Genomic DNA, 18,354 nt, shown 5'->3' with positions numbered 1-18,354 from the left:
GGTGAGGGTAAAAATAAGAAGCGAGGCTCGGTTCCGGCATAGAACGTATTTGTGACTAAGAGACAGCTCTCAGGAAGAGGGTAAAACTACCGTTTCAGCTTCAAATGCAGCAAAGGGAAAGGATTCCCTTCGCCGTCGAGTTCTGAACGCCCGATCTGTGCAAAACCCATATGCAGATAGAAACCCACGCCCTGCGGGTTCTGCGCATTCACGTCCACTTCATCAACCTGCAGCTGCTCAATGGCCAACTGCAAAAGCTGCTTGCCCACGCCTGTGCCACGGCTCTCGGGCGAAACAAACAGCATTTCAATGCGGTTTTCGTGGCAGCCGATAAAACCGAGTGGTTCGCCAGCTTCATCGGCCGCCAGCAGCATTGGGATCTGCGGCATGTAGCGTTCGCGAACCTGGGGCTTCAGCGCTCTGATATTTTGCTCAGGCAAAAAGTCATGCGTGGCGCGGACTGACGCCTCCCAGATTTCCGCCAGCGCATCAAAATCCGGCGGGGTTGCTTTTCTTATCGTTAACATTGTTGTTCTCAAAGGTCGTTAGTTAAACGGCGCTTCTTTTTTCAGGATCTTGTCGATCACGTCCAGCACGCCTTGCTGGTTGCAATTCCCAGCCTGGTGGCTGGCAAGACGCTTAATTTTGTCCGGCGCGTTGGCCATAGCAAAACCGAACCCGGCCTGGGTCAGCATCTCTATGTCGTTGCCGCCGTCGCCGAAGGTCACGACCTCGCTGTCTTTGATGCCCCACTTTTCCTGCAGGATGCGCAAACCGTTGGCCTTATGAATGCCCGGAATAATCAGGTCGATAGAGCCGTGTCCGCTGGTGACCGGCACCATAATGCCTTCCAGCTCCGCACCGAGGGCGTCCATGGTTTCATCCAGTTGGCTATCCGGCAGGTTCAGGGCGAACTTGAAGAATACGTCGTCGAGGCCGGAGAAGTTTTCCACGTGCTCAAGACGGTGGTAGAACTTCGCCGCCAGCGCCTTAAAGTCATCGTCGTAGCTATTAAGGGTATAGCCGTTACGTTTGCCGCAGGCGATGATTTCCACGTGCGGCAGCGTCAGCAGATGATCGACAACCGTGTTGAATTCCTGCTTTGTCAGCTCACCGTTAAACATATCTTCGCCTTCGCTGACAACCCAGCCGCCGTTATCAGCGACGAAAGAGATCTCGTGGGCAATATCCGGGAAGAAAGAAATCAGCTGGAAATACTGGTTACCGCTGGCCACCACAAAGCGAATGCCTTGTTCCTTCATCTGCTGATATTGCGCCGCAAAGCGTTCGCGGTTGTAGGTTTTAGCGTCATCAAGAAAAGTGCCGTCCATGTCTACTGCAATCAGTTTGATGCTCATTGAACTCTCCATTATTCAGTCTCTAAAGCCTGCCCGGAAGGTTGCCCGGGTTTGGCTACGGCGCGGGCAACCAGCGCCGCAATAATCATTAACGTCAGCACGACCAGCATGGCGTGACGCAGGCCGTAATGCTCGCCGAGGAAGCCTAACAGCGGCGGCCCCACTAAAAAGGCAACATAGCCGGAAGCAGCCACGACGCTGACGCGGCTGGCCGGATCGGGGCCTGTATCGCCCGCCGCTGAAATGGTCAGCGGGAAGCCCAGAGACGTGCCCAGCCCCCAAAGAATCACCGACACGCCGGCAAGGAACGCGCTGTCGACAAAGACAATCATCCCGATGCCAATCACGCCCATGATTGCGCAGGCGCGAACCACGATAACGCGGCTGTAGCGGTCGATAAACCAGCCGCCGGTAAAGCGTCCGACCGTCATACCGAGCGTAAAGCCAACGTAGATAAGCGAGCCGGACGTCGGGCTAAAGCCGTGCCCGTCGACCATCAGCAGCGGCAGCCAGTCGTTGGCTGAGCCTTCGGCAAACGCCATCGCCAGCACGACAAAGCCAATCAGCAGCAGCTGAATATCTTTATAAAACGGGCGGTGCGGTTCGTGTGTCTCGCTTTTTTCTGGATTGTCTTTGCCTACGCCATGCGGCACGGCGATAAGTGCGATAGCAATGGGCGCAATAACCACCAGGCCAATCAGCAGCAGGTGTCCCCAGGAGACCACGTTCCACGCGGTCAGGCTTAAGCCTATCCCGGCGCCGACCAGCGTCCCCAGGCTAAAGAAGCCGTGCATCATCGGCAGCACGGTTTTCTTCATCAGGCCTTCAATAATCGCGCCCTCAACGTTCATTGCCACTTCGGCGGAACCCAGTCCACTGCCGAGCAGCGCCAGGCCAAAGGCAAACAGTAACGGTGAGGCGAGGTAAAGCGCGAGGCTCATCACCAGCATTCCGATGACCATTAGCGTCATGCCGCTGCGAATAATAGTGCGGGTGCCAAAGCGTTTCACCAGCCAGCCGGAGCAGAGAATGCCGCCCATCGACCCGATGGACAGGCCAAATAGTACGATGCCCATCCCGGCCGTAGAGACGCTGAGCGTATCGCGGATAGCGGGCGTGCGTGTGGCCCAGGATGCCATCACCAGGCCCGGGAGGAAGAAGAAGGTAAACAGAGCCCAGGTGCGGAGCTGTAAGGCTTTTCTCTGCGAGACAGACATGAACAACAACCAGTGAAAGAGAAATAAGGAGAGCAGACTAGCAAGCTTGTGTACATTTGTACATATCCCGGTATAGACTCTTCGCCATACTCTAAATTCAGGTAGGTAATGATGAGCAAAGCCCCGCGCCGGAATGACCCTGAACGCCGCTCTCGTATCCTGCAGGCCACGCTGGATATGGTGGTGAAACACGGCATCAGCGATATCACGCACCGTAAAATTGCCGCTGAAGCCGGGGTCTCGCTGGGATCAATGACCTACTACTTTTCCGGTATAGAGTCGCTGCTGTGCGAGGCGTTTACCCTGTTTGCCCATCAGATGTCGGACAGCTATCGGGAACGTATGCAGCAGGCCAGCAGCCGGGCTGAGGCCTGCGAAGCGATTGTCGATATGATTTGCGGTGGCTGCGTGGCCACGCCGTACAACATGCAGGTGATGTACCAACTTTATGCTTATGCCAGCTGCAATCCACAGCTAAAAGTCATCATGCAGGAGTGGATGGTGCGCAGTCAGCAGGCGCTGGAGCCGTTTTTCGACCCGCTAACCGCCAGAGCGCTGGACGCTTTTCTGGAAGGCATGACGCTGCACTACGTCACCGACCGGGAGCCAATGAGGCGCGACGATATGCGGGTGATGGTGAGAAGGATTGTTGGGCTGGGGAATGCAGAATAGAACGAGCGGAAAATCCGATAACGCTTTGTTGTTAATGCCCTAAAAAATAAAAACCCATCAACCTTGAACCGAAAACGGCGGGGTTGATGGGCTCCACAAATTGGGGACATCAAAGAAAAGCAGTGGCACTAATTCAGACTGACGCCCCGCCAGAAAGTTCGCTCAGGTATAAAAAAAAAGTATTTTTCTTTGTCTGTGGTTGCGATCACAAACCTGGCCATATCACGACAATGAGCGTCCCGGCCAGGGTTAACAATACGTTAGCGATAGCATAGGTTCCGGCGTACCCCAGAGCAGGAATGTTGCTGCGCGCGGTGTCGCTGATGATTTCCATCGCCGGTGCACAGGTTCGTGCCCCCATCATTGCCCCGAACAGCAGCGCGCGGTTCATACGCAAAACATAGGCGCCGAACAGGAAGCATATGATGACCGGCACCAGGCTCACGATAAGGCCGGCAATCAGCATCTGGCCGCCTACCGCGCCGAGGCCGTTGCTGATGCCGCTACCGGCGCTCAGGCCTACCCCCGCCATAAACACCATCAGGCCAAACTCTTTCACCATGTTCAGCGCCCCTTGCGGGATGTAGCCGAAGGTCGGGTGGTTGGCGCGCAGGAAACCAAGCATAATACCGGCGAACAGCAGCCCGGCGGCGTTACCGACTCCAAAGCTAAACGAGCTGAACTGGAAGGTCACCATGCCTACCATCAGACCGATAACAAAGAAGGCGCAGAACGCCAGCAGGTCGGTAATCTGGCTGTGGATGGAGATAAAGCCGATGCGTTCGGCCACGGTTTTGACGCGCCTTGCGTCGCCGCTGACTTGTAAGACATCGCCTTTATTCAGCACGATGTTGTCGTCGATAGGCATTTCAATCTGGCTGCGGATCACGCGGTTCAGGAAGCAGCCGTGGTCGGTGAGCTTCAGCTGCGCCAGGCGGCGGCCCACGGCGTTGTGGTTCTTCACCACAATCTCTTCGGTAACGATACGCATGTCCAGCAGGTCGCGGTCAAAGACCTCTTTACCGTTTCTGAAGCTTGGGTCAAGGCGAGCATGCGAGTCAGGGTAGCCTACGAGGGAGATTTCATCGCCCATTTGCAGCACCGCATCCCCGTCCGGGTTGGCCAGAATGCCGTTGCGGCGAATACGTTCGATGTAGCAGCCGGTCTGGCGATAAATGCCCAGTTCGCGCAGGTTTTTGCCGTCGGCCCAGGCGACAAGCTCCGGCCCGACGCGGTAGGCGCGGATCACCGGGAGATAAACTTTGCGGCTGGCATCGGTATCGAGGCCGCGCTCGCGGGCAATCTGCTGGGCGCTGGTTTGCAGATCCTGATGCTGGAACTTCGGCAAATAGCGAGCGCCAACAATCAGGCTAACCAGGCCAATCAGGTAGGTCAGAGCATACCCCAGGCTCAGGTTATCCAGCGAAGTCGCAAGCTGGGCGGCGGGAATGCTGGAATGACGAAGCGTATCGCCTGCACCGACCAGCACAGGCGTGGAGGTCATCGCCCCGGCGAGCATACCGGCGGTCAGGCCGATATCCCAGCCGAAAAGCTTGCCCAGGCCGAGGGCAATCAGCAGCGCGCTCCCGACCATGACCAGCGCAAGCATGAGGTAATTTTTGCCGTCGCGGAAGAAAATAGAAAAAAAGTTTGGTCCGGCTTCGACGCCCACGCAAAAAATGAACAGCATAAAACCAAGATTTAACGCGTCGGTATTGATCGAGAAATGTTGTTGCCCGAGTAATAAAGAGACCACTAAAACACCAATGGAATTACCCAGTTGCACCGGACCAAGGCGTAATTTGCCCAGGCAGAGTCCAAGCGTTAGTACAACAAATAACAAAAGGATGTAATTCCCGTTTAACAAATCTGCGACGTTTATATTCACGAAGGCTAACTTCTTGTTTACCAGTAAGCTGTTGAAAGAGATAGACTTATGCGCTAATGTTTTGACGGTTTCGTCAGTGACGACCGGCAACACATCACGCATCTAAATATCTCACGCGATGACCGAATTTCCGCCGCTAGTTTAATCTTTCTCAGTATCAGCGGCTAGTAAGAATATTGTGCTAATTGTGGCAATGCTTTATCGGCACGGATAGCCAAGGTTTTATCAAATCGGGTAAAGACTCTGCAGCGCGTTCAGGCGGGGTATTTACGAGCAGAAGCAGATGTCAGGAGGTAAAATGCACAGACGAGCGCAACGGTGGCTGGGGATTATCTGCTGCTTCGTGCTATTTATTCTGGTTTTTCTTTCGCTGCATTTAAATGTGATGGGGCGATTTATTGCAAGCGGACACTATGAGCTTGGGCTGCTGTTTTTCCTTTTTCCTGGTGGTGCAGCCAGCTTTTTCTCCCGAGACGATAGGGTGGTAAAACCGCTGGCTGGCGCAATGCTCGCTTCTCCGCTCTGCCTGTTGATGGCTCATCTGTTTTTACCCGTGACTCGTTCCTTCTGGCAGGAAGTGGCGTGGCTGCTCAGCGCGGTGTTTTGGTCATCCCTGGGTTCGCTTTGCTACCTTCTCTTTATCATGTGCCGTAACCGGATACGCAGCCATAAAAAAACCGACTCCTGAGAGTCGGTTTTTTCCGTTCGTAAAGCTTATTGCGCGGTCTGGAACAGGTTCAGGTGTTCTTTCGCGTAAGCTTCAAAATCAGTGCAGCCACCGATGTGCTGTTGATCCAGGAAGATCTGCGGCACGGTTTCAACCGGTTTACCCACGGTTTTTTCCAGGTCAGCTTTGGTAATGCCTTCGGCGTGGATATCAACATAGCGGAAGTTGAAGTCATCACGCTCGGCGGTCAGTTTCTCAGCCAGTTCTTTAGCGCGAACACAATATGGGCAGCCAGGGCGTCCAAAAATTACTGCAAACATGCTCTCTCCTCAGTTTTTATGGCCGATACTAACCGGCGAATGAGCCTATAATGCCGACATCCGTCACATTTTGAAAGAAGGTCGTGCCTGTTAGTTTAATGCCCGTAGGCTATCTGACGTTGCCCGCACCAATCGCCAGTGCAACGGCGGCTATAGTCATGGTATTTATTGGGCCTGGGCCGATGCAGCCCGATTCTGCTTCGAAACACTCTGATTTAAAAAAGCCAAAGGAAAACAGCGATGACGCCGACCATTGATCTGCTTCGTTCTCACCGATCAATCCGCCATTTTACCGGTGAACCTATTACCGACGAGCAGCGCGAGGCCATTATTGCCGGCGCACAGGCGGCCTCCAGCTCTAGCTTCCTACAGTGCAGCTCGATCGTTCGTATTACCGATAAGGCGCTGCGTGAACAGCTGGTGCCGCTAACGGGCGGCCAGAAGCACGTGGCGGAAGCGGCCGAGTTTTGGGTCTTTTGCGCCGACTTTAACCGCAACCTGCAAATTTGCCCGGATGCCCAGCTTGGGCTGGCGGAGCAGCTTCTGCTGGGGGCGGTAGACACCGCCATTCTTGCGCAAAATGCCTTTACCGCCGCGGAGTCTCTGGGGCTGGGTGGCGTCTATATCGGCGGCATCCGTAACAATATTGAGGCGGTAGGAGAGCTGCTGGGCGTGCCGAAGTACGTACTACCGCTGTTTGGGCTTTGCCTGGGCTGGCCTGCCGATACGCCGGATATCAAGCCACGCATGCCCGCCGCGATGCTGGTGCATGAAAACCGCTATCAGCCGCTCAACAGGCCGCTGCTTGACGAATACGACGAGCAGCTTGCGCAGTACTATCTAAGCCGGGACAGCAACACGCGCCGCGACACCTGGAGCGACCACATCAGCCGCACTATCATCAAAGAAAACCGTCCTTTTATCCTCGATTATCTGCACAAGCAGGGTTGGGCGACCCGCTAATCAACGCGGCGGCCAGGCTGCTATAACGGCGATTGATACATTTTCAGTATTAATCGTTGCCCCAAACGGTATTGGTTTCATCCCTCGGTGAGTCGTTATAACTGCTGAAGTTATAACGACAATCTGACAAGGAACCTCCTATGCCAACGCCTGTTTTTGATAACGCTCCCTTCTACGCGGCCGACATTATTCGCTCCCGGATTAACGGTCTGGTACCACGCATTGCTTTCATTCTTGGCTCCGGGCTGGGAGAGCTGGCGGAAAAAATCGACTCCCCCATTGTTTTTTCATACGAAGAGTTACCGGGATTCCCCGTCAGCACCGTCCACGGTCATGCAGGTGAACTGGTCGTCGGCACGCTGGCTGGCGTACCGGTGGCCTGTATGAAAGGGCGAGGACACTTTTATGAAGGTCGCGGGATGTCGGTGATGACCAGCGCAATTCGTACTTTTAAGCTGCTGGGATGTGAAATTTTGTTTTCGACCAACGCCGCCGGTTCGCTACGCCCAGAGGTGGAGCCGGGGAGCCTGGTTGCACTCAGCGATCATATTAATACCATGCCGGGCACCCCGACCGTTGGGCCAAATGATGAGCGGTTTGGCGAACGTTTTTTCTCGCTGGCAAACGCCTATGATGCCGACTACCGCGCTGTATTACAGCAGGTTGCACGCGAGCAGGGCTTCCCACTGCACGAAGGGGTGTTTGTTTCTTATCCGGGACCCAACTTCGAAACCGCAGCGGAAATTCGCATGATGCAAATCATTGGCGGCCACGTGGTGGGGATGTCGGTTGTGCCAGAGGTCATCAGCGCTCGCCATTGCGGCCTGAAGGTGGTTGCCGTCTCGGCAATTACGAACCTTGCTGAAGGGCTGGGCAGTATTCAGCTTTCCCACGAGCAGACGCTGAAAGCGGCTGCATTGTCGCGCCAGAACTTCATTAACCTGATTTGCGGCTTCCTCGGCAAACTGGCCTGATCCTCACTGACCACGGCAGGGAAAACAGATGGCGATTAAACTCCGCTTAAAAATCATGCTGTTTTTGCAATACTTTATCTGGGGAGCGTGGCTGATCACTTTTGGATCTTACATGATCAACACGCTCGGCTTTAAAGGCGCAGATGTGGGCATGGTTTACAGTACTAAAGGGCTTGCTGCGCTGCTGATGCCGGGACTCATCGGGATTGTTGCCGACAAATGGCTCCCGGCTAATCGGGTGTACTCTCTCTGCCATTTTGTGGGGGCGGGGATGCTGGTCTGGGCGGCCAGTATCAACCAGCCGGGGCTGATGTTTTGGGCTATGCTGGGCAATGCGCTGGCCTTTATGCCAACCATCGCATTGTCCAATACCGTGTCTTACGCTTGCCTGGAAAAAGCCGGTCTGGATACGATTAGCCATTTCCCGCCGGTGCGGGTGTTTGGCACGGTGGGGTTTATTGCGGCCATGTGGACCGTCAGCCTGATGCGTATAGAGCTGAGCAGCATGCAGCTTTATATTGCCGCCGCTGCTTCTGGATTACTTGCACTCTATGCGCTTACGCTACCGACCATTCCGGTGATAAAAAGCCAGGCCGCGCGCAGCTGGGTAAGTCGCCTGGGGCTGGACGCGTTTGTGCTGTTCAAAAAGCCGCGGATGGCGGTTTTTTTCCTGTTCGCCATGCTGCTTGGCGCGGTGCTGCAAATCACCAATACTTTTGGCAACCCTTTCCTGCATGATTTCGCCCGCCAGCCGGCCTTTGCCGACAGCTTTGTGGTGCAGTATCCCTCAATTTTGTTGTCCGTTTCACAGATGTCGGAAGTGGTCTTTATTTTGACGATCCCCTTCTTCCTGCGTCGTTTTGGCATTAAGCAGGTCATGCTGATGAGCATGGTCGCCTGGGTGCTGCGTTTTGCGCTGTTTGCCTGGGGCGATCCTTCTGCTTTTGGTTTTGTGCTGCTGTTGCTCTCGATGGTGGTGTATGGCTGCGCGTTCGATTTCTTTAATATCTCAGGTTCCGTCTTTGTTGAGCAGGAGGTGGACTCACGCATTCGCGCCAGCGCGCAAGGGCTGTTTATGACGATGGTTAACGGGATTGGGGCGTATCTGGGGGCGATTGTCAGCGGCTACGTGGTGGATTATTTCACCACGGATGGGGTCAAAGACTGGCCGACCATCTGGCTGGTATTTGCAGGCTATGCGCTGGTGCTTGCCGTGGTCTTTCACTTTAGCTTCCACTATCGCCACGGCCGGGAGCTTGATTCTTCGGCATCGCTCGCACATTAAGGCTCCCGGCCTTACAGCAAGCGTAGGTGATGGTAATTTATGAGGCTTGCTACTCAGGGAGCCTCATGAATACATCTCAGCGTATTTATCGCACTGACCTTAAACTCTTGCGTTATTTTCAGGCCGTGGCCGAGGAGCTGCACTTTGGCAGGGCTGCCGCGCGGCTGAACATGTCGCAACCTCCTCTGAGCTTCCATATTAAAGAGCTGGAGGCCCAGTTGGGCACCGTGCTTTTTATTCGCCATTCCCGGCACGTGGCGTTAACCCATGCGGGTGTTGTTCTGCTGGAAGAGACAAAGCAGCTGCTTAACAACGCCAGCCTTGCGCTGGCGAGGGTTGAGCAGATTGGGCGGGGGGAAGGAGGGCGAATTCAGTTAGGGATTGTCGGGACCGCCATCTGGGGCGGGCTGCGCCTTGGGCTGCAGCGGTTTATTGCTGACTATCCGGCCATTGATGTGACCTTTCGCGAAAAGTCCCCGGGGGATCAGCTCGTGCTGCTTGGTCGCCACGAAATTGATGCCGGTATCTGGCGGATGGAGACTTGCCCGCCGGGCGGTCTGCAAAGCGAAAAGCTGCATGAGGCGACATTTATGGTCGCGCTGCCGGAGCAGCACCCGTTAGCCCGCCAGCAGACGGTGGACATTACCCAACTGCGGCACGAGCCGTTCGTGACGATGACCGCCATTCACTCAGACTGGACTTTCCTGCAGCGCGTGTGTCGTGAAGCTGGTTTTATGCCCCGGGTTGTTCGTGAGGCGGTGGAGCCGCAAACCGTGCTGGCTCTGGTGAGCATCGGTTTTGGGCTAACCATTATGGCCGATAGCTATGCGCAAATGAGCTGGCCCGGCGTGGTGTTTCGCCCGCCAACCCGGCCCATACCCGCCGATCTTTATGCTGTCTTCGATCCGGTGCATCTCACTTCGACCACAAAGCAATTAATTGAGGCACTTAAGCAGTCTCCGGCCGATTACCCCATCGTTGAAAGGTGAGGGCAGTGATATGATGGCCTGGCGGTTAATTTTGGTCTGGTTGCTCAGAGGTGCAGGTTGAAAATCGCTATATTATCCCGGGATGGAACGCTCTATTCATGCAAGCGCCTGCGCGAGGCGGCAACGCGTCGTGGCCACCAGGTGGAAATCATCGATCCCCTTTCTTGTTATATGAACATCAATCCGGCCGCGCCCTCAGTGCACTACAAGGGGCGACAGCTGCCGCATTACGATGCGGTGATCCCGCGCATCGGCTCGGCTATCACCTTTTACGGCACGGCGGTGCTGCGCCAGTTCGAAATGCTGGGAAGCTACCCGCTGAATGAGTCGGTGGCGATTACGCGTGCGCGGGACAAACTGCGTTCGCTGCAGCTGCTGGCGAAGCAGGGTATCGACCTGCCGGTGACGGGGTTTGCCCATTCTCCGGACGACACCAGTGACCTTATTGATATGGTGGGCGGTGCGCCGCTGGTGGTGAAGCTTGTTGAGGGCACGCAGGGCATTGGCGTGGTGCTGGCCGAAACTCGGCAGGCGGCAGAGAGCGTGATTGACGCGTTTCGCGGCCTGAATGCCCACATCCTGGTGCAGGAATACATCAAAGAGGCCAAAGGGCGAGATATTCGCTGCCTGGTGGTGGGTGATGAGGTGGTCGCGGCTATTGAACGGCAGGCGAAGCCTGGAGATTTTCGTTCTAATCTGCATCGTGGCGGCGTGGCGCATCAGGTGACGATTACCGAGCTTGAGCGCGAAGTGGCGCTAAAGGCGGCCAGCACGCTGGGGCTGGACATTGCCGGGGTCGATATTTTACGTGCCGATCGCGGTCCGCTAGTGATGGAGGTGAATGCCTCGCCTGGGCTGGAAGGCATTGAAAATACAAGCGGTGTCGATATCGCCGGTTTGATGATCAAATGGATAGAGCAGCAGGCGCGTCCTGGGTACTGTCTTAAAACCGGGGGATAATCGCCAAATCGGCGCTTATGCATAGTATGACGTGTCATTTTTGCGTAAGATGGCACGTTAATTTTTGAACCGGTAATGAGGTTTTTGCGTTTATGGATTCACTCGTCGTCCCTACTCTGGACACTTTACGCCGCTGGCTGGATGAAATCGGCGTAACCTTCTTCGAGTGCGATACCTGCCAGGCATTGCATTTGCCCCATATGCAGAACTTCGATGGCGTATACGACGCGAAAATCGATCTTGTGGACAACATCATCCTGTTTTCCGCGCTGGCTGAGGTGAAGCCGTCTGCACTGCTGCCGCTGGCGTCTGATTTATCCTCGATTAACGCCAGTTCGCTGACCGTGAAAGCGTTCCTCGACATACAGGATGATAATCTGCCGAAGCTGGTGGTTTGCCAGTCTTTATCTTCCTCGGTAGGCATTACCCGTGAGCAGTTTGCCGCTTTCGTTCAGCAGAGCGAAGAGCAGGTTTCAATGGTGATTCTTGAGGCCTGCGCCAATCAGCTGCTGTTCGTGACTGAAGAAGAAGAGCGCGACAGCACAATTATTCATACTCACTCTGTGCACTGATCCTTCCTTATTTTAACGCAGCGGCCACCAGCGCCGCCGCGTTCCGCATGTTTTTATTCTGTCATATTGCCGTCACACCAAAACAAATCCCTGCCATAAGGCGAGTTTTCGCCGCCTGTATAGACGAAAGATGCCTGGAAAGTTGATAAAAGGCGTTTTTTCATCCGGGCTATAGTCGCCAACCCTGGCTACAGTTATTCTTGCGTGGCTCGTAAAAACGAGCACGTCTGCGTGAAGATATCCCAAATTCTTTTTCTGCAGAATGAATAGAGATGCATGAATTTTGCATGTTGAAAACAGCATGCGGCGAATGCGGATATGCCACATTGCGTAAATTCGGCTCATTCGAGCCCGGTTTGGCCTTTATTCAGAAGGAATGAAATTATGTTCGACCAACGTAAAAAATGGTTGTCGGGGATGGTTGCCGGTGCGCTGATGGCAGCTTCTGCTGCCAGCTTGGCCGCCGAACAAAAGACGCTGCACGTCTATAACTGGTCTGACTATATCGCGCCGGATACCCTGGCAAACTTCACCAAAGAGACCGGTATCAAGGTGGTCTACGACGTGTTTGATTCCAACGAGGTACTGGAAGGGAAACTGATGGCGGGCAGCACGGGCTATGACCTGGTAGTGCCGTCTTCGCAGTTCCTCGAGCGTCAGGCACAGGCCGGTATTTTCGAGCCGCTGGATAAAAGCAAACTGCCGAATTACAAAAATCTCGACCCGGAAATGCTCAAGCTGGTGGCGCAAAACGACCACGACAATAAATACGGCATTCCGTACATGATGGTGACCACCGGCATCGGTTATAACGTCGATAAGGTCAAAGCCGCGCTCGGTAAAGATGCGCCGGTCGACAGCTGGGATCTGATCCTCAAGCCGGAAAACCTCGAAAAACTGAAAAGCTGTGGCGTGTCATTCCTGGATGCTCCGAGTGAAATTTACGCCACCGTGCTGCACTATCTGGGCAAAGATCCTAACAGCACCAACGCGGCAGACTATACCGGCGCGGCTAACGATCTGCTGCTGAAGCTGCGGCCGAATATTCGCTACTTCCACTCCTCGCAGTACATCAACGACCTGGCTAACGGCGACATCTGCGTGGCGATTGGCTGGTCCGGCGATATCCTGCAGGCGGCAAACCGCGCCAAAGAAGCTAAAAATGGCGTGAATATTGCTTATACCATTCCTAAGGAAGGCGCGATGGTCTACTTCGATATGTTTGCCCTGCCGACAGACGCGAAGAACAAAGACGAAGCGTATCAGTTCCTGAACTACCTGATGAAGCCGGACGTCATTGCCAACATTAGTAATCATATTTATTACGCGAACGCCAACAAAGAGGCCACGCCGTTACTGAGTGAGGAAGTCCGCAGCAACCCTGGGATTTACCCGCCGGCGGATATTCGTGCCAAGCTGTTCACACAAACGGTAATGCCGGCGAAGATTGACCGGGTTATCACCCGCGCGTGGACTAAGGTTAAAACAGGCAAGTAAGTCCTGAAACGTCCTGATACCGGGCGGTTGCACCAGAGTTGTGCAATCGCCCCAGCCTTAACGGAAGCCCTTGTTTCCGGGCGGGCTAAAAGTACGGCAACCGGGCCGTACCTTCTTTTTGCTTTTGCCGGAGAGCAACAGAATTGAACGACGCAATCCCTCGCCCGCAGTCCAAAACACCGAAAGCGCTGACTCCGCTGCTGGAAATTCGTAACCTCACCAAATCTTTTGATGGCCAGCACGCCGTGGATGACGTCAGCCTGACCATCTATAAAGGCGAAATTTTTGCTTTACTGGGCGCTTCCGGCTGCGGCAAGTCTACGCTGCTGCGAATGCTGGCGGGTTTTGAGCAGCCAAGCGCCGGGCAAATCATGCTGGATGGCGTCGATTTGTCCCATGTGCCGCCTTACCAGCGCCCGATCAACATGATGTTCCAGTCCTATGCGTTGTTCCCGCACATGACCGTGGAGCAGAACATTGCGTTTGGCCTCAAGCAGGACAAGCTGCCGAAAGCGGAAATTACCAGCCGGGTAGCGGAAATGCTCACCCTGGTGCATATGCAGGAGTTTGCGAAACGTAAACCTCACCAGCTTTCCGGCGGCCAGCGCCAGCGAGTGGCGCTGGCCCGCAGCCTGGCTAAGCGCCCCAAACTGCTGCTGCTCGACGAGCCTATGGGCGCGCTGGATAAAAAGCTGCGCGACCGCATGCAGCTTGAAGTGGTGGATATTCTTGAGCGCGTCGGCGTGACCTGCGTGATGGTGACCCACGACCAGGAAGAGGCGATGACGATGGCCGGGCGAATTGCGATCATGAATCGCGGTAAGTTCGTGCAGATTGGCGAGCCGGAAGAGATTTATGAGCACCCAACCACCCGTTACAGCGCGGAGTTTATCGGGTCGGTGAACGTCTTCGAAGGGCTGCTGAAAGAGCGGCAGGATGACGGGCTGGTGATTGACAGTCCGGGACTGGTGCATCCGCTGAAGGTGGATCCTGACGCATCGGTGGTTGACGGTGTGCCGGTCTTTGTCGCGCTGCGCCCGGAAAAGGTGATGCTTTGTGAGGAGCCGCCGGCCGATGGCTATAACTTTGCCGTCGGAGAAGTCGTGCACATCGCTTATCTCGGCGATCTCTCTATCTATCACGTTCGCCTGAAAAGCGGGCAGATGATCAGCGCTCAGCTGCAGAACGAACATCGCTACCGTAAAGGGGCGCCCACGTGGGGGGATGAAGTTCGCCTGTGCTGGGATGCCGACAGCTGTGTGGTTCTGACGGTTTAAGGGGGCAAGATGACAACTTTTTCTGACGGCCCGACAGAGCCCGCCGTACCTCAGCCCGGCGGCGCGAAGCGCTGGTTTTCTCGCCTGTGGATAGCACACGGGCGCAAGCTGGTGATTGCGCCGCCGTATTTATGGCTGATCCTGCTGTTTATGCTGCCGTTCCTGATCGTTTTTAAGATCAGTTTTTCGGAAATTGCCCGGGCGATCCCGCCTTACAGCGATCTGGTGAGCTGGGCCGACGGGCAGCTGTCGATCACCCTGAATCTGGCCAACTACTTCCAGCTGACGGACGATCCGCTCTATTTTGAGGCCTATCTGCAGTCGCTGCAGGTGGCGGCGATTTCAACGCTGTGCTGCCTGGCGCTGGGCTATCCGCTCGCCTGGGCGATAGCGCACAGCAAACCTTCAACGCGCAATATTCTGCTGCTGTTGGTTATTCTGCCTTCATGGACCTCGTTCTTGATCCGCGTGTACGCGTGGATGGGGATCCTGAAAAACAACGGTATTTTGAATAATGTGCTGATCTGGCTTGGGGTTATCGACCAGCCGCTGACGATTCTGCACACTAACCTGGCAGTCTATATCGGCATTGTTTATGCCTATCTGCCGTTTATGGTGTTGCCGATTTATACCGCGCTAACGCGCATTGATTATTCGCTGGTGGAGGCTTCGTTAGATCTCGGTGCCCGCCCGTTGAAAACCTTCTTTAGCGTGATTGTGCCGCTGACCAAAGGCGGGATTATCGCGGGTTCAATGCTGGTATTTATCCCGGCGGTAGGGGAGTTCGTTATTCCGGAACTGCTTGGCGGGCCGGACAGCATCATGATTGGCCGCGTCCTGTGGCAGGAATTCTTTAATAACCGCGACTGGCCGGTGGCCTCTGCCGTGGCGATTATCATGCTCCTGCTGCTTATCGTGCCGATCATGTGGTTCCACAAGTACCAGAACAAAGCGGCGGAGGATCACGCATGAACAACTTACCGGTCGTGCGTTCCCCGTGGCGTATTCTGATCCTGGTCATCGGCTTTACCTTTCTGTATGCGCCAATGCTGATGCTGGTTATCTACTCGTTTAACAGTTCTAAACTGGTAACGGTATGGGCCGGCTGGTCCACGCGCTGGTACGGCGAGCTGTTCCGGGATTCGGCAATGATGAACGCCGTTGGCCTGAGCCTGACCATCGCTGCGGCCGCCGCTACGATGGCTGTTATCCTCGGGACGATTGCCGCCGTGGTGATGGTGCGTTTTGGACGCTTCCGTGGCTCAAACGGCTTTGCTTTTATGCTGACCGCGCCGCTGGTTATGCCTGATGTTATCACCGGGCTTTCGCTGCTGCTGCTGTTCGTGGCCCTGGCGCACGCGATAGGCTGGCCGAGCGACAGGGGCATGCTCACCATCTGGCTGGCGCATGTCACGTTCTGTACCGCGTATGTTTCGGTGGTGATTAGCTCTCGCCTGCGCGAGCTGGATCGTTCCATTGAAGAAGCGGCAATGGATCTTGGTGCGACGCCGTTAAAGGTATTCTTTGTGATTACCGTGCCGATGATTTCGCCTGCGATTATCTCCGGCTGGCTGCTGGCGTTTACGCTTTCTCTTGATGACCTGGTGATTGCCAGCTTCGTTTCGGGGCCGGGTGCGACCACGCTGCCGATGCTGGTGTTTTCCAACGTTCGTATGGGGGTTAATCCGGAAATTAACGCTTTGGCGTCGATTATTCTTGGCGTTGTGGGCGTTATCGGCTTGATTGCATGGTGGTTTATGGCGCGGGCAGAAAAGCAGCGCCTGCGCGATATCCAGAGTGCAAGACGTAGTTAAACCGCCTAAAATCTGCAATGATGTGCCTTCGGTGCCGCGCCTGTCGCGGCACCGTGACGTAAGGAACGCGAGGTTGTGGAAATTATCAGGAAACAGCGGTCATCTCATGCAAAATTAAACGTCCCCACGCTGGTTATGGTGGCGGCTATTGGTATCGTCACTACCCGATGCCTCGATTTGCTGCTGCTAGTGAATATGCTTGGGGTTAGCGGGGTGATGGATTTTGTGCATCGCAGCGTACAAACCTGGCCCCTGACGCTGGTGTTTCTCGGCAGCCTGGTGATGCTTTTTGTCGAACTGCGCTGCGCGTTCGTGATAATCAAAGGACGCAACTGGGGACGCTGGGTGTTCCTGCTGACCCAAATTATTTCCGTGACTTATTTGTCTCTGGCCTCGCTTGGCTGGGGGTATCCGGAATTATTCAGTATCTCCGGCGGCACAAAACGTGAGATCTTCCGTTCGCTGTTCACCCAAAAGCTGCCTGATATTCTGGTGCTGCTCCTGTTGTTTGTCCCCGCCCGTAGCCGGCTTTTTTTCAGACTTCAGTAAGCGCAGAGTGCTACAATCTGCGCCCTCGTTTTTTCTCAGGGTTTTCCTATGCAATGCGCGCTCTATGATGCTGGCCGCTGTCGTTCCTGCCAGTGGATTGAACAACCGGTTGAAGACCAGCTTTCCGCCAAAATGACCGATCTCCGGCAGCTGCTGGACGGGATTGCGGTGGGCGAGTGGTGCAAGCCGGTCAGCGGCCCTGAGCAGGCGTTTCGTAACAAAGCTAAAATGGTGGTCAGCGGCAGCGTGGAAAAACCGCTGCTGGGGATGCTGCACCGTGACGGTACGCCCGAAGATTTAACCGATTGCCCGCTTTATCCGGCCTCTTTTGAGCCTGTTTTTGCGGCGCTGAAGCCGTTTATTGCTCGTGCGGGATTAACGCCCTATAACGTGGCGCGCAAGCGTGGGGAACTGAAGTATCTGCTGCTGACCGAAAGCCAGGCGGATGGCGGCATGATGCTGCGCTTTGTATTACGTTCGCAAAGCAAGCTGGAGCAGCTGAAAGCGGCGCTGCCGTGGCTCCAGCAGCAGCTGCCACAGCTCAAGGTGATTTCGGCCAATATTCAGCCGGTACATATGGCGATTATGGAAGGTGAGCAGGAAATCCCGCTGACCGAACAGCGTGCTCTCGAAGAGGTTTTCAACGGCGTGCCGCTGTTTATTCGCCCGCAGAGCTTCTTCCAGACCAATCCGCAGGTGGCTTCCCAACTGTATGCCACCGCCCGCAACTGGGTGCGAGAGCTGCCGGTCAACCATATGTGGGATTTGTTCTGCGGCGTCGGCGGTTTTGGGCTGCACTGCGCCACGCCGGAGATGAAGCTAACCGGGATAGAAATCGCCCCGGAAGCGATTGCCAGCGCGAAGCAGTCGGCCGAAAAGCTGGGTCTGCATAATATTCATTTTCAGGCGCTGGATTCCACGCAGTTTGCCGTCGCCCAGCAGGATATCCCGCAGCTGGTGCTGGTGAACCCGCCGCGTCGAGGCATTGGCAAAGCGCTTTGTGATTACCTGACGCAGATGGCTCCGGGGCATATCGTCTATTCGAGCTGCAACGCCCAGACCATGGCGAAGGATATTAAGATGCTGCCGGGTTACCGCGTGGTGCGTACCCAGCTGTTTGATATGTTCCCGCATACTTCACACTACGAGGTGTTGACGCTGCTGGAGTATTGTCCCTAACCCTGGCATTCGTGCCAGCGGTCTCTGCAGGCTCGGCTAAGGTTCCATTCACTTTCAGCCCTGTTTCATGTGTCATCACCGAACCGGTGAACGACTCGGGGAAGTCACCGTCACTTCCCCGAGACCCCGGACTCCCGGCGAGAAAACGGATGTGATTTAAGCCGGAACCGAGC

Annotated in this window: 20 protein-coding genes; 15 read left to right on the top strand and 5 right to left on the bottom strand. The window is 55.2% G+C overall.

Annotated features, from left to right (window positions below; genetic code table 11):
* Positions 1–86 precede the first annotated feature (86 nt).
* Genes HX778_RS13035 through HX778_RS13025 form a run of 3 tightly spaced genes read right to left on the bottom strand, consistent with a single transcriptional unit; the run spans position 87 to position 2,575 of the window.
* Positions 87–527, bottom strand: a complete 441-nt coding sequence (locus tag HX778_RS13035) for an acetyltransferase (RefSeq protein WP_176982217.1) — start codon at positions 525–527, stop codon at positions 87–89.
* Positions 528–545: 18 nt separating this feature from the next.
* On the bottom strand, positions 546–1,358 hold the full coding sequence (locus tag HX778_RS13030; protein WP_038474214.1) for a Cof-type HAD-IIB family hydrolase: 813 nt from the start codon (positions 1,356–1,358) through the stop codon (positions 546–548).
* A gap of 11 nt (positions 1,359–1,369) precedes the next feature.
* Positions 1,370–2,575 (bottom strand): MFS transporter, encoded by a 1,206-nt coding sequence (locus tag HX778_RS13025; protein ID WP_038474211.1) that lies wholly within the window; start codon positions 2,573–2,575, stop codon positions 1,370–1,372.
* A 111-nt stretch (positions 2,576–2,686) separates the two neighbouring features.
* Between HX778_RS13025 and HX778_RS13020 the strand changes: the two genes are divergently transcribed.
* Positions 2,687–3,247, top strand: coding sequence for a TetR/AcrR family transcriptional regulator (locus tag HX778_RS13020; protein WP_176982218.1), 561 nt, complete (start codon positions 2,687–2,689; stop codon positions 3,245–3,247).
* Positions 3,248–3,452: 205 nt separating this feature from the next.
* Here the strand turns inward: HX778_RS13020 and HX778_RS13015 are convergent, their stop codons facing one another.
* Positions 3,453–5,135, bottom strand: a complete 1,683-nt coding sequence (locus tag HX778_RS13015; protein ID WP_038482818.1) for an aspartate:alanine antiporter — start codon at positions 5,133–5,135, stop codon at positions 3,453–3,455.
* 298 nt (positions 5,136–5,433) lie between these two features.
* On the opposite strand from HX778_RS13015, the gene HX778_RS13010 reads away from it, so the two are divergent.
* Positions 5,434–5,823, top strand: a complete 390-nt coding sequence (locus HX778_RS13010) for an inner membrane protein YbjM (RefSeq protein WP_038474206.1) — start codon at positions 5,434–5,436, stop codon at positions 5,821–5,823.
* 26 nt (positions 5,824–5,849) lie between these two features.
* On the opposite strand, the gene HX778_RS13005 is transcribed toward HX778_RS13010, so the two are convergent.
* Complete coding sequence (locus HX778_RS13005) at positions 5,850–6,122, bottom strand: GrxA family glutaredoxin (protein ID WP_038474203.1); 273 nt, start codon at positions 6,120–6,122, stop codon at positions 5,850–5,852.
* A gap of 98 nt (positions 6,123–6,220) precedes the next feature.
* On the opposite strand from HX778_RS13005, the gene HX778_RS13000 reads away from it, so the two are divergent.
* The 13 genes from HX778_RS13000 to rlmC all read left to right on the top strand — a co-directional run bounded on the left by HX778_RS13000 (position 6,221) and on the right by rlmC (position 18,181).
* A complete protein-coding gene (locus HX778_RS13000; RefSeq protein WP_144244088.1) occupies positions 6,221–6,379 on the top strand; it encodes a DUF1418 family protein in 159 nt (52 codons plus the stop codon).
* Positions 6,363–7,085: an oxygen-insensitive NADPH nitroreductase gene (gene nfsA / locus HX778_RS12995; protein ID WP_038474199.1), complete on the top strand. Its 723-nt coding sequence runs from the start codon at positions 6,363–6,365 to the stop codon at positions 7,083–7,085. The genes HX778_RS13000 and nfsA overlap by 17 nt, the downstream gene beginning before the upstream one ends.
* 140 nt (positions 7,086–7,225) lie before the next feature.
* Positions 7,226–8,059 carry a xanthosine phosphorylase gene (gene xapA / locus HX778_RS12990; protein WP_176982216.1) on the top strand — a complete coding sequence of 278 codons (834 nt, stop codon included), beginning with the start codon at positions 7,226–7,228 and terminating at the stop codon, positions 8,057–8,059.
* A gap of 28 nt (positions 8,060–8,087) precedes the next feature.
* A complete protein-coding gene (locus tag HX778_RS12985; protein ID WP_176982215.1) occupies positions 8,088–9,344 on the top strand; it encodes a nucleoside permease in 1,257 nt (418 codons plus the stop codon).
* Between the two features lie 65 nt (positions 9,345–9,409).
* Positions 9,410–10,333, top strand: a complete 924-nt coding sequence (locus HX778_RS12980; protein ID WP_176982214.1) for a LysR family transcriptional regulator — start codon at positions 9,410–9,412, stop codon at positions 10,331–10,333.
* A 57-nt stretch (positions 10,334–10,390) separates the two neighbouring features.
* The gene (gene rimK / locus HX778_RS12975; RefSeq protein ID WP_176982213.1) at positions 10,391–11,293 is read left to right on the top strand and encodes a 30S ribosomal protein S6--L-glutamate ligase; all 903 of its coding nucleotides are present in this window, start codon (positions 10,391–10,393) and stop codon (positions 11,291–11,293) included.
* A gap of 92 nt (positions 11,294–11,385) precedes the next feature.
* Positions 11,386–11,865, top strand: a complete 480-nt coding sequence (locus tag HX778_RS12970) for a YbjN domain-containing protein (RefSeq protein WP_038474184.1) — start codon at positions 11,386–11,388, stop codon at positions 11,863–11,865.
* Between the two features lie 384 nt (positions 11,866–12,249).
* The gene (potF, locus tag HX778_RS12965; RefSeq protein WP_176982212.1) at positions 12,250–13,362 is read left to right on the top strand and encodes a spermidine/putrescine ABC transporter substrate-binding protein PotF; all 1,113 of its coding nucleotides are present in this window, start codon (positions 12,250–12,252) and stop codon (positions 13,360–13,362) included.
* A gap of 143 nt (positions 13,363–13,505) precedes the next feature.
* A complete protein-coding gene (gene potG, locus HX778_RS12960) occupies positions 13,506–14,639 on the top strand; it encodes a putrescine ABC transporter ATP-binding subunit PotG (protein WP_038474177.1) in 1,134 nt (377 codons plus the stop codon).
* A 9-nt stretch (positions 14,640–14,648) separates the two neighbouring features.
* Entirely contained in the window at positions 14,649–15,611 is a 963-nt protein-coding gene (gene potH, locus HX778_RS12955) for a putrescine ABC transporter permease PotH (RefSeq protein ID WP_038474174.1), read from the top strand.
* Positions 15,608–16,453 carry a putrescine ABC transporter permease PotI gene (gene potI / locus HX778_RS12950; RefSeq protein WP_038474171.1) on the top strand — a complete coding sequence of 282 codons (846 nt, stop codon included), beginning with the start codon at positions 15,608–15,610 and terminating at the stop codon, positions 16,451–16,453. Before potH ends, potI begins: the two co-directional genes overlap by 4 nt.
* A gap of 75 nt (positions 16,454–16,528) precedes the next feature.
* Entirely contained in the window at positions 16,529–17,002 is a 474-nt protein-coding gene (locus HX778_RS12945; protein ID WP_176982211.1) for a YbjO family protein, read from the top strand.
* A 48-nt stretch (positions 17,003–17,050) separates the two neighbouring features.
* Entirely contained in the window at positions 17,051–18,181 is a 1,131-nt protein-coding gene (gene rlmC, locus HX778_RS12940) for a 23S rRNA (uracil(747)-C(5))-methyltransferase RlmC (RefSeq protein ID WP_176982210.1), read from the top strand.
* The last annotated feature ends 173 nt before the right edge of the window (positions 18,182–18,354 follow it).

The sequence above is a fragment of the Cedecea sp. P7760 genome, assembly GCF_013386425.1.
Taxonomy (GTDB): Bacteria; Pseudomonadota; Gammaproteobacteria; order Enterobacterales; family Enterobacteriaceae; genus Cedecea; species Cedecea selenatireducens.
Note: the sequence above shows the minus strand (reverse complement) of the source record. Positions and strands in the feature narration are given on the sequence as shown.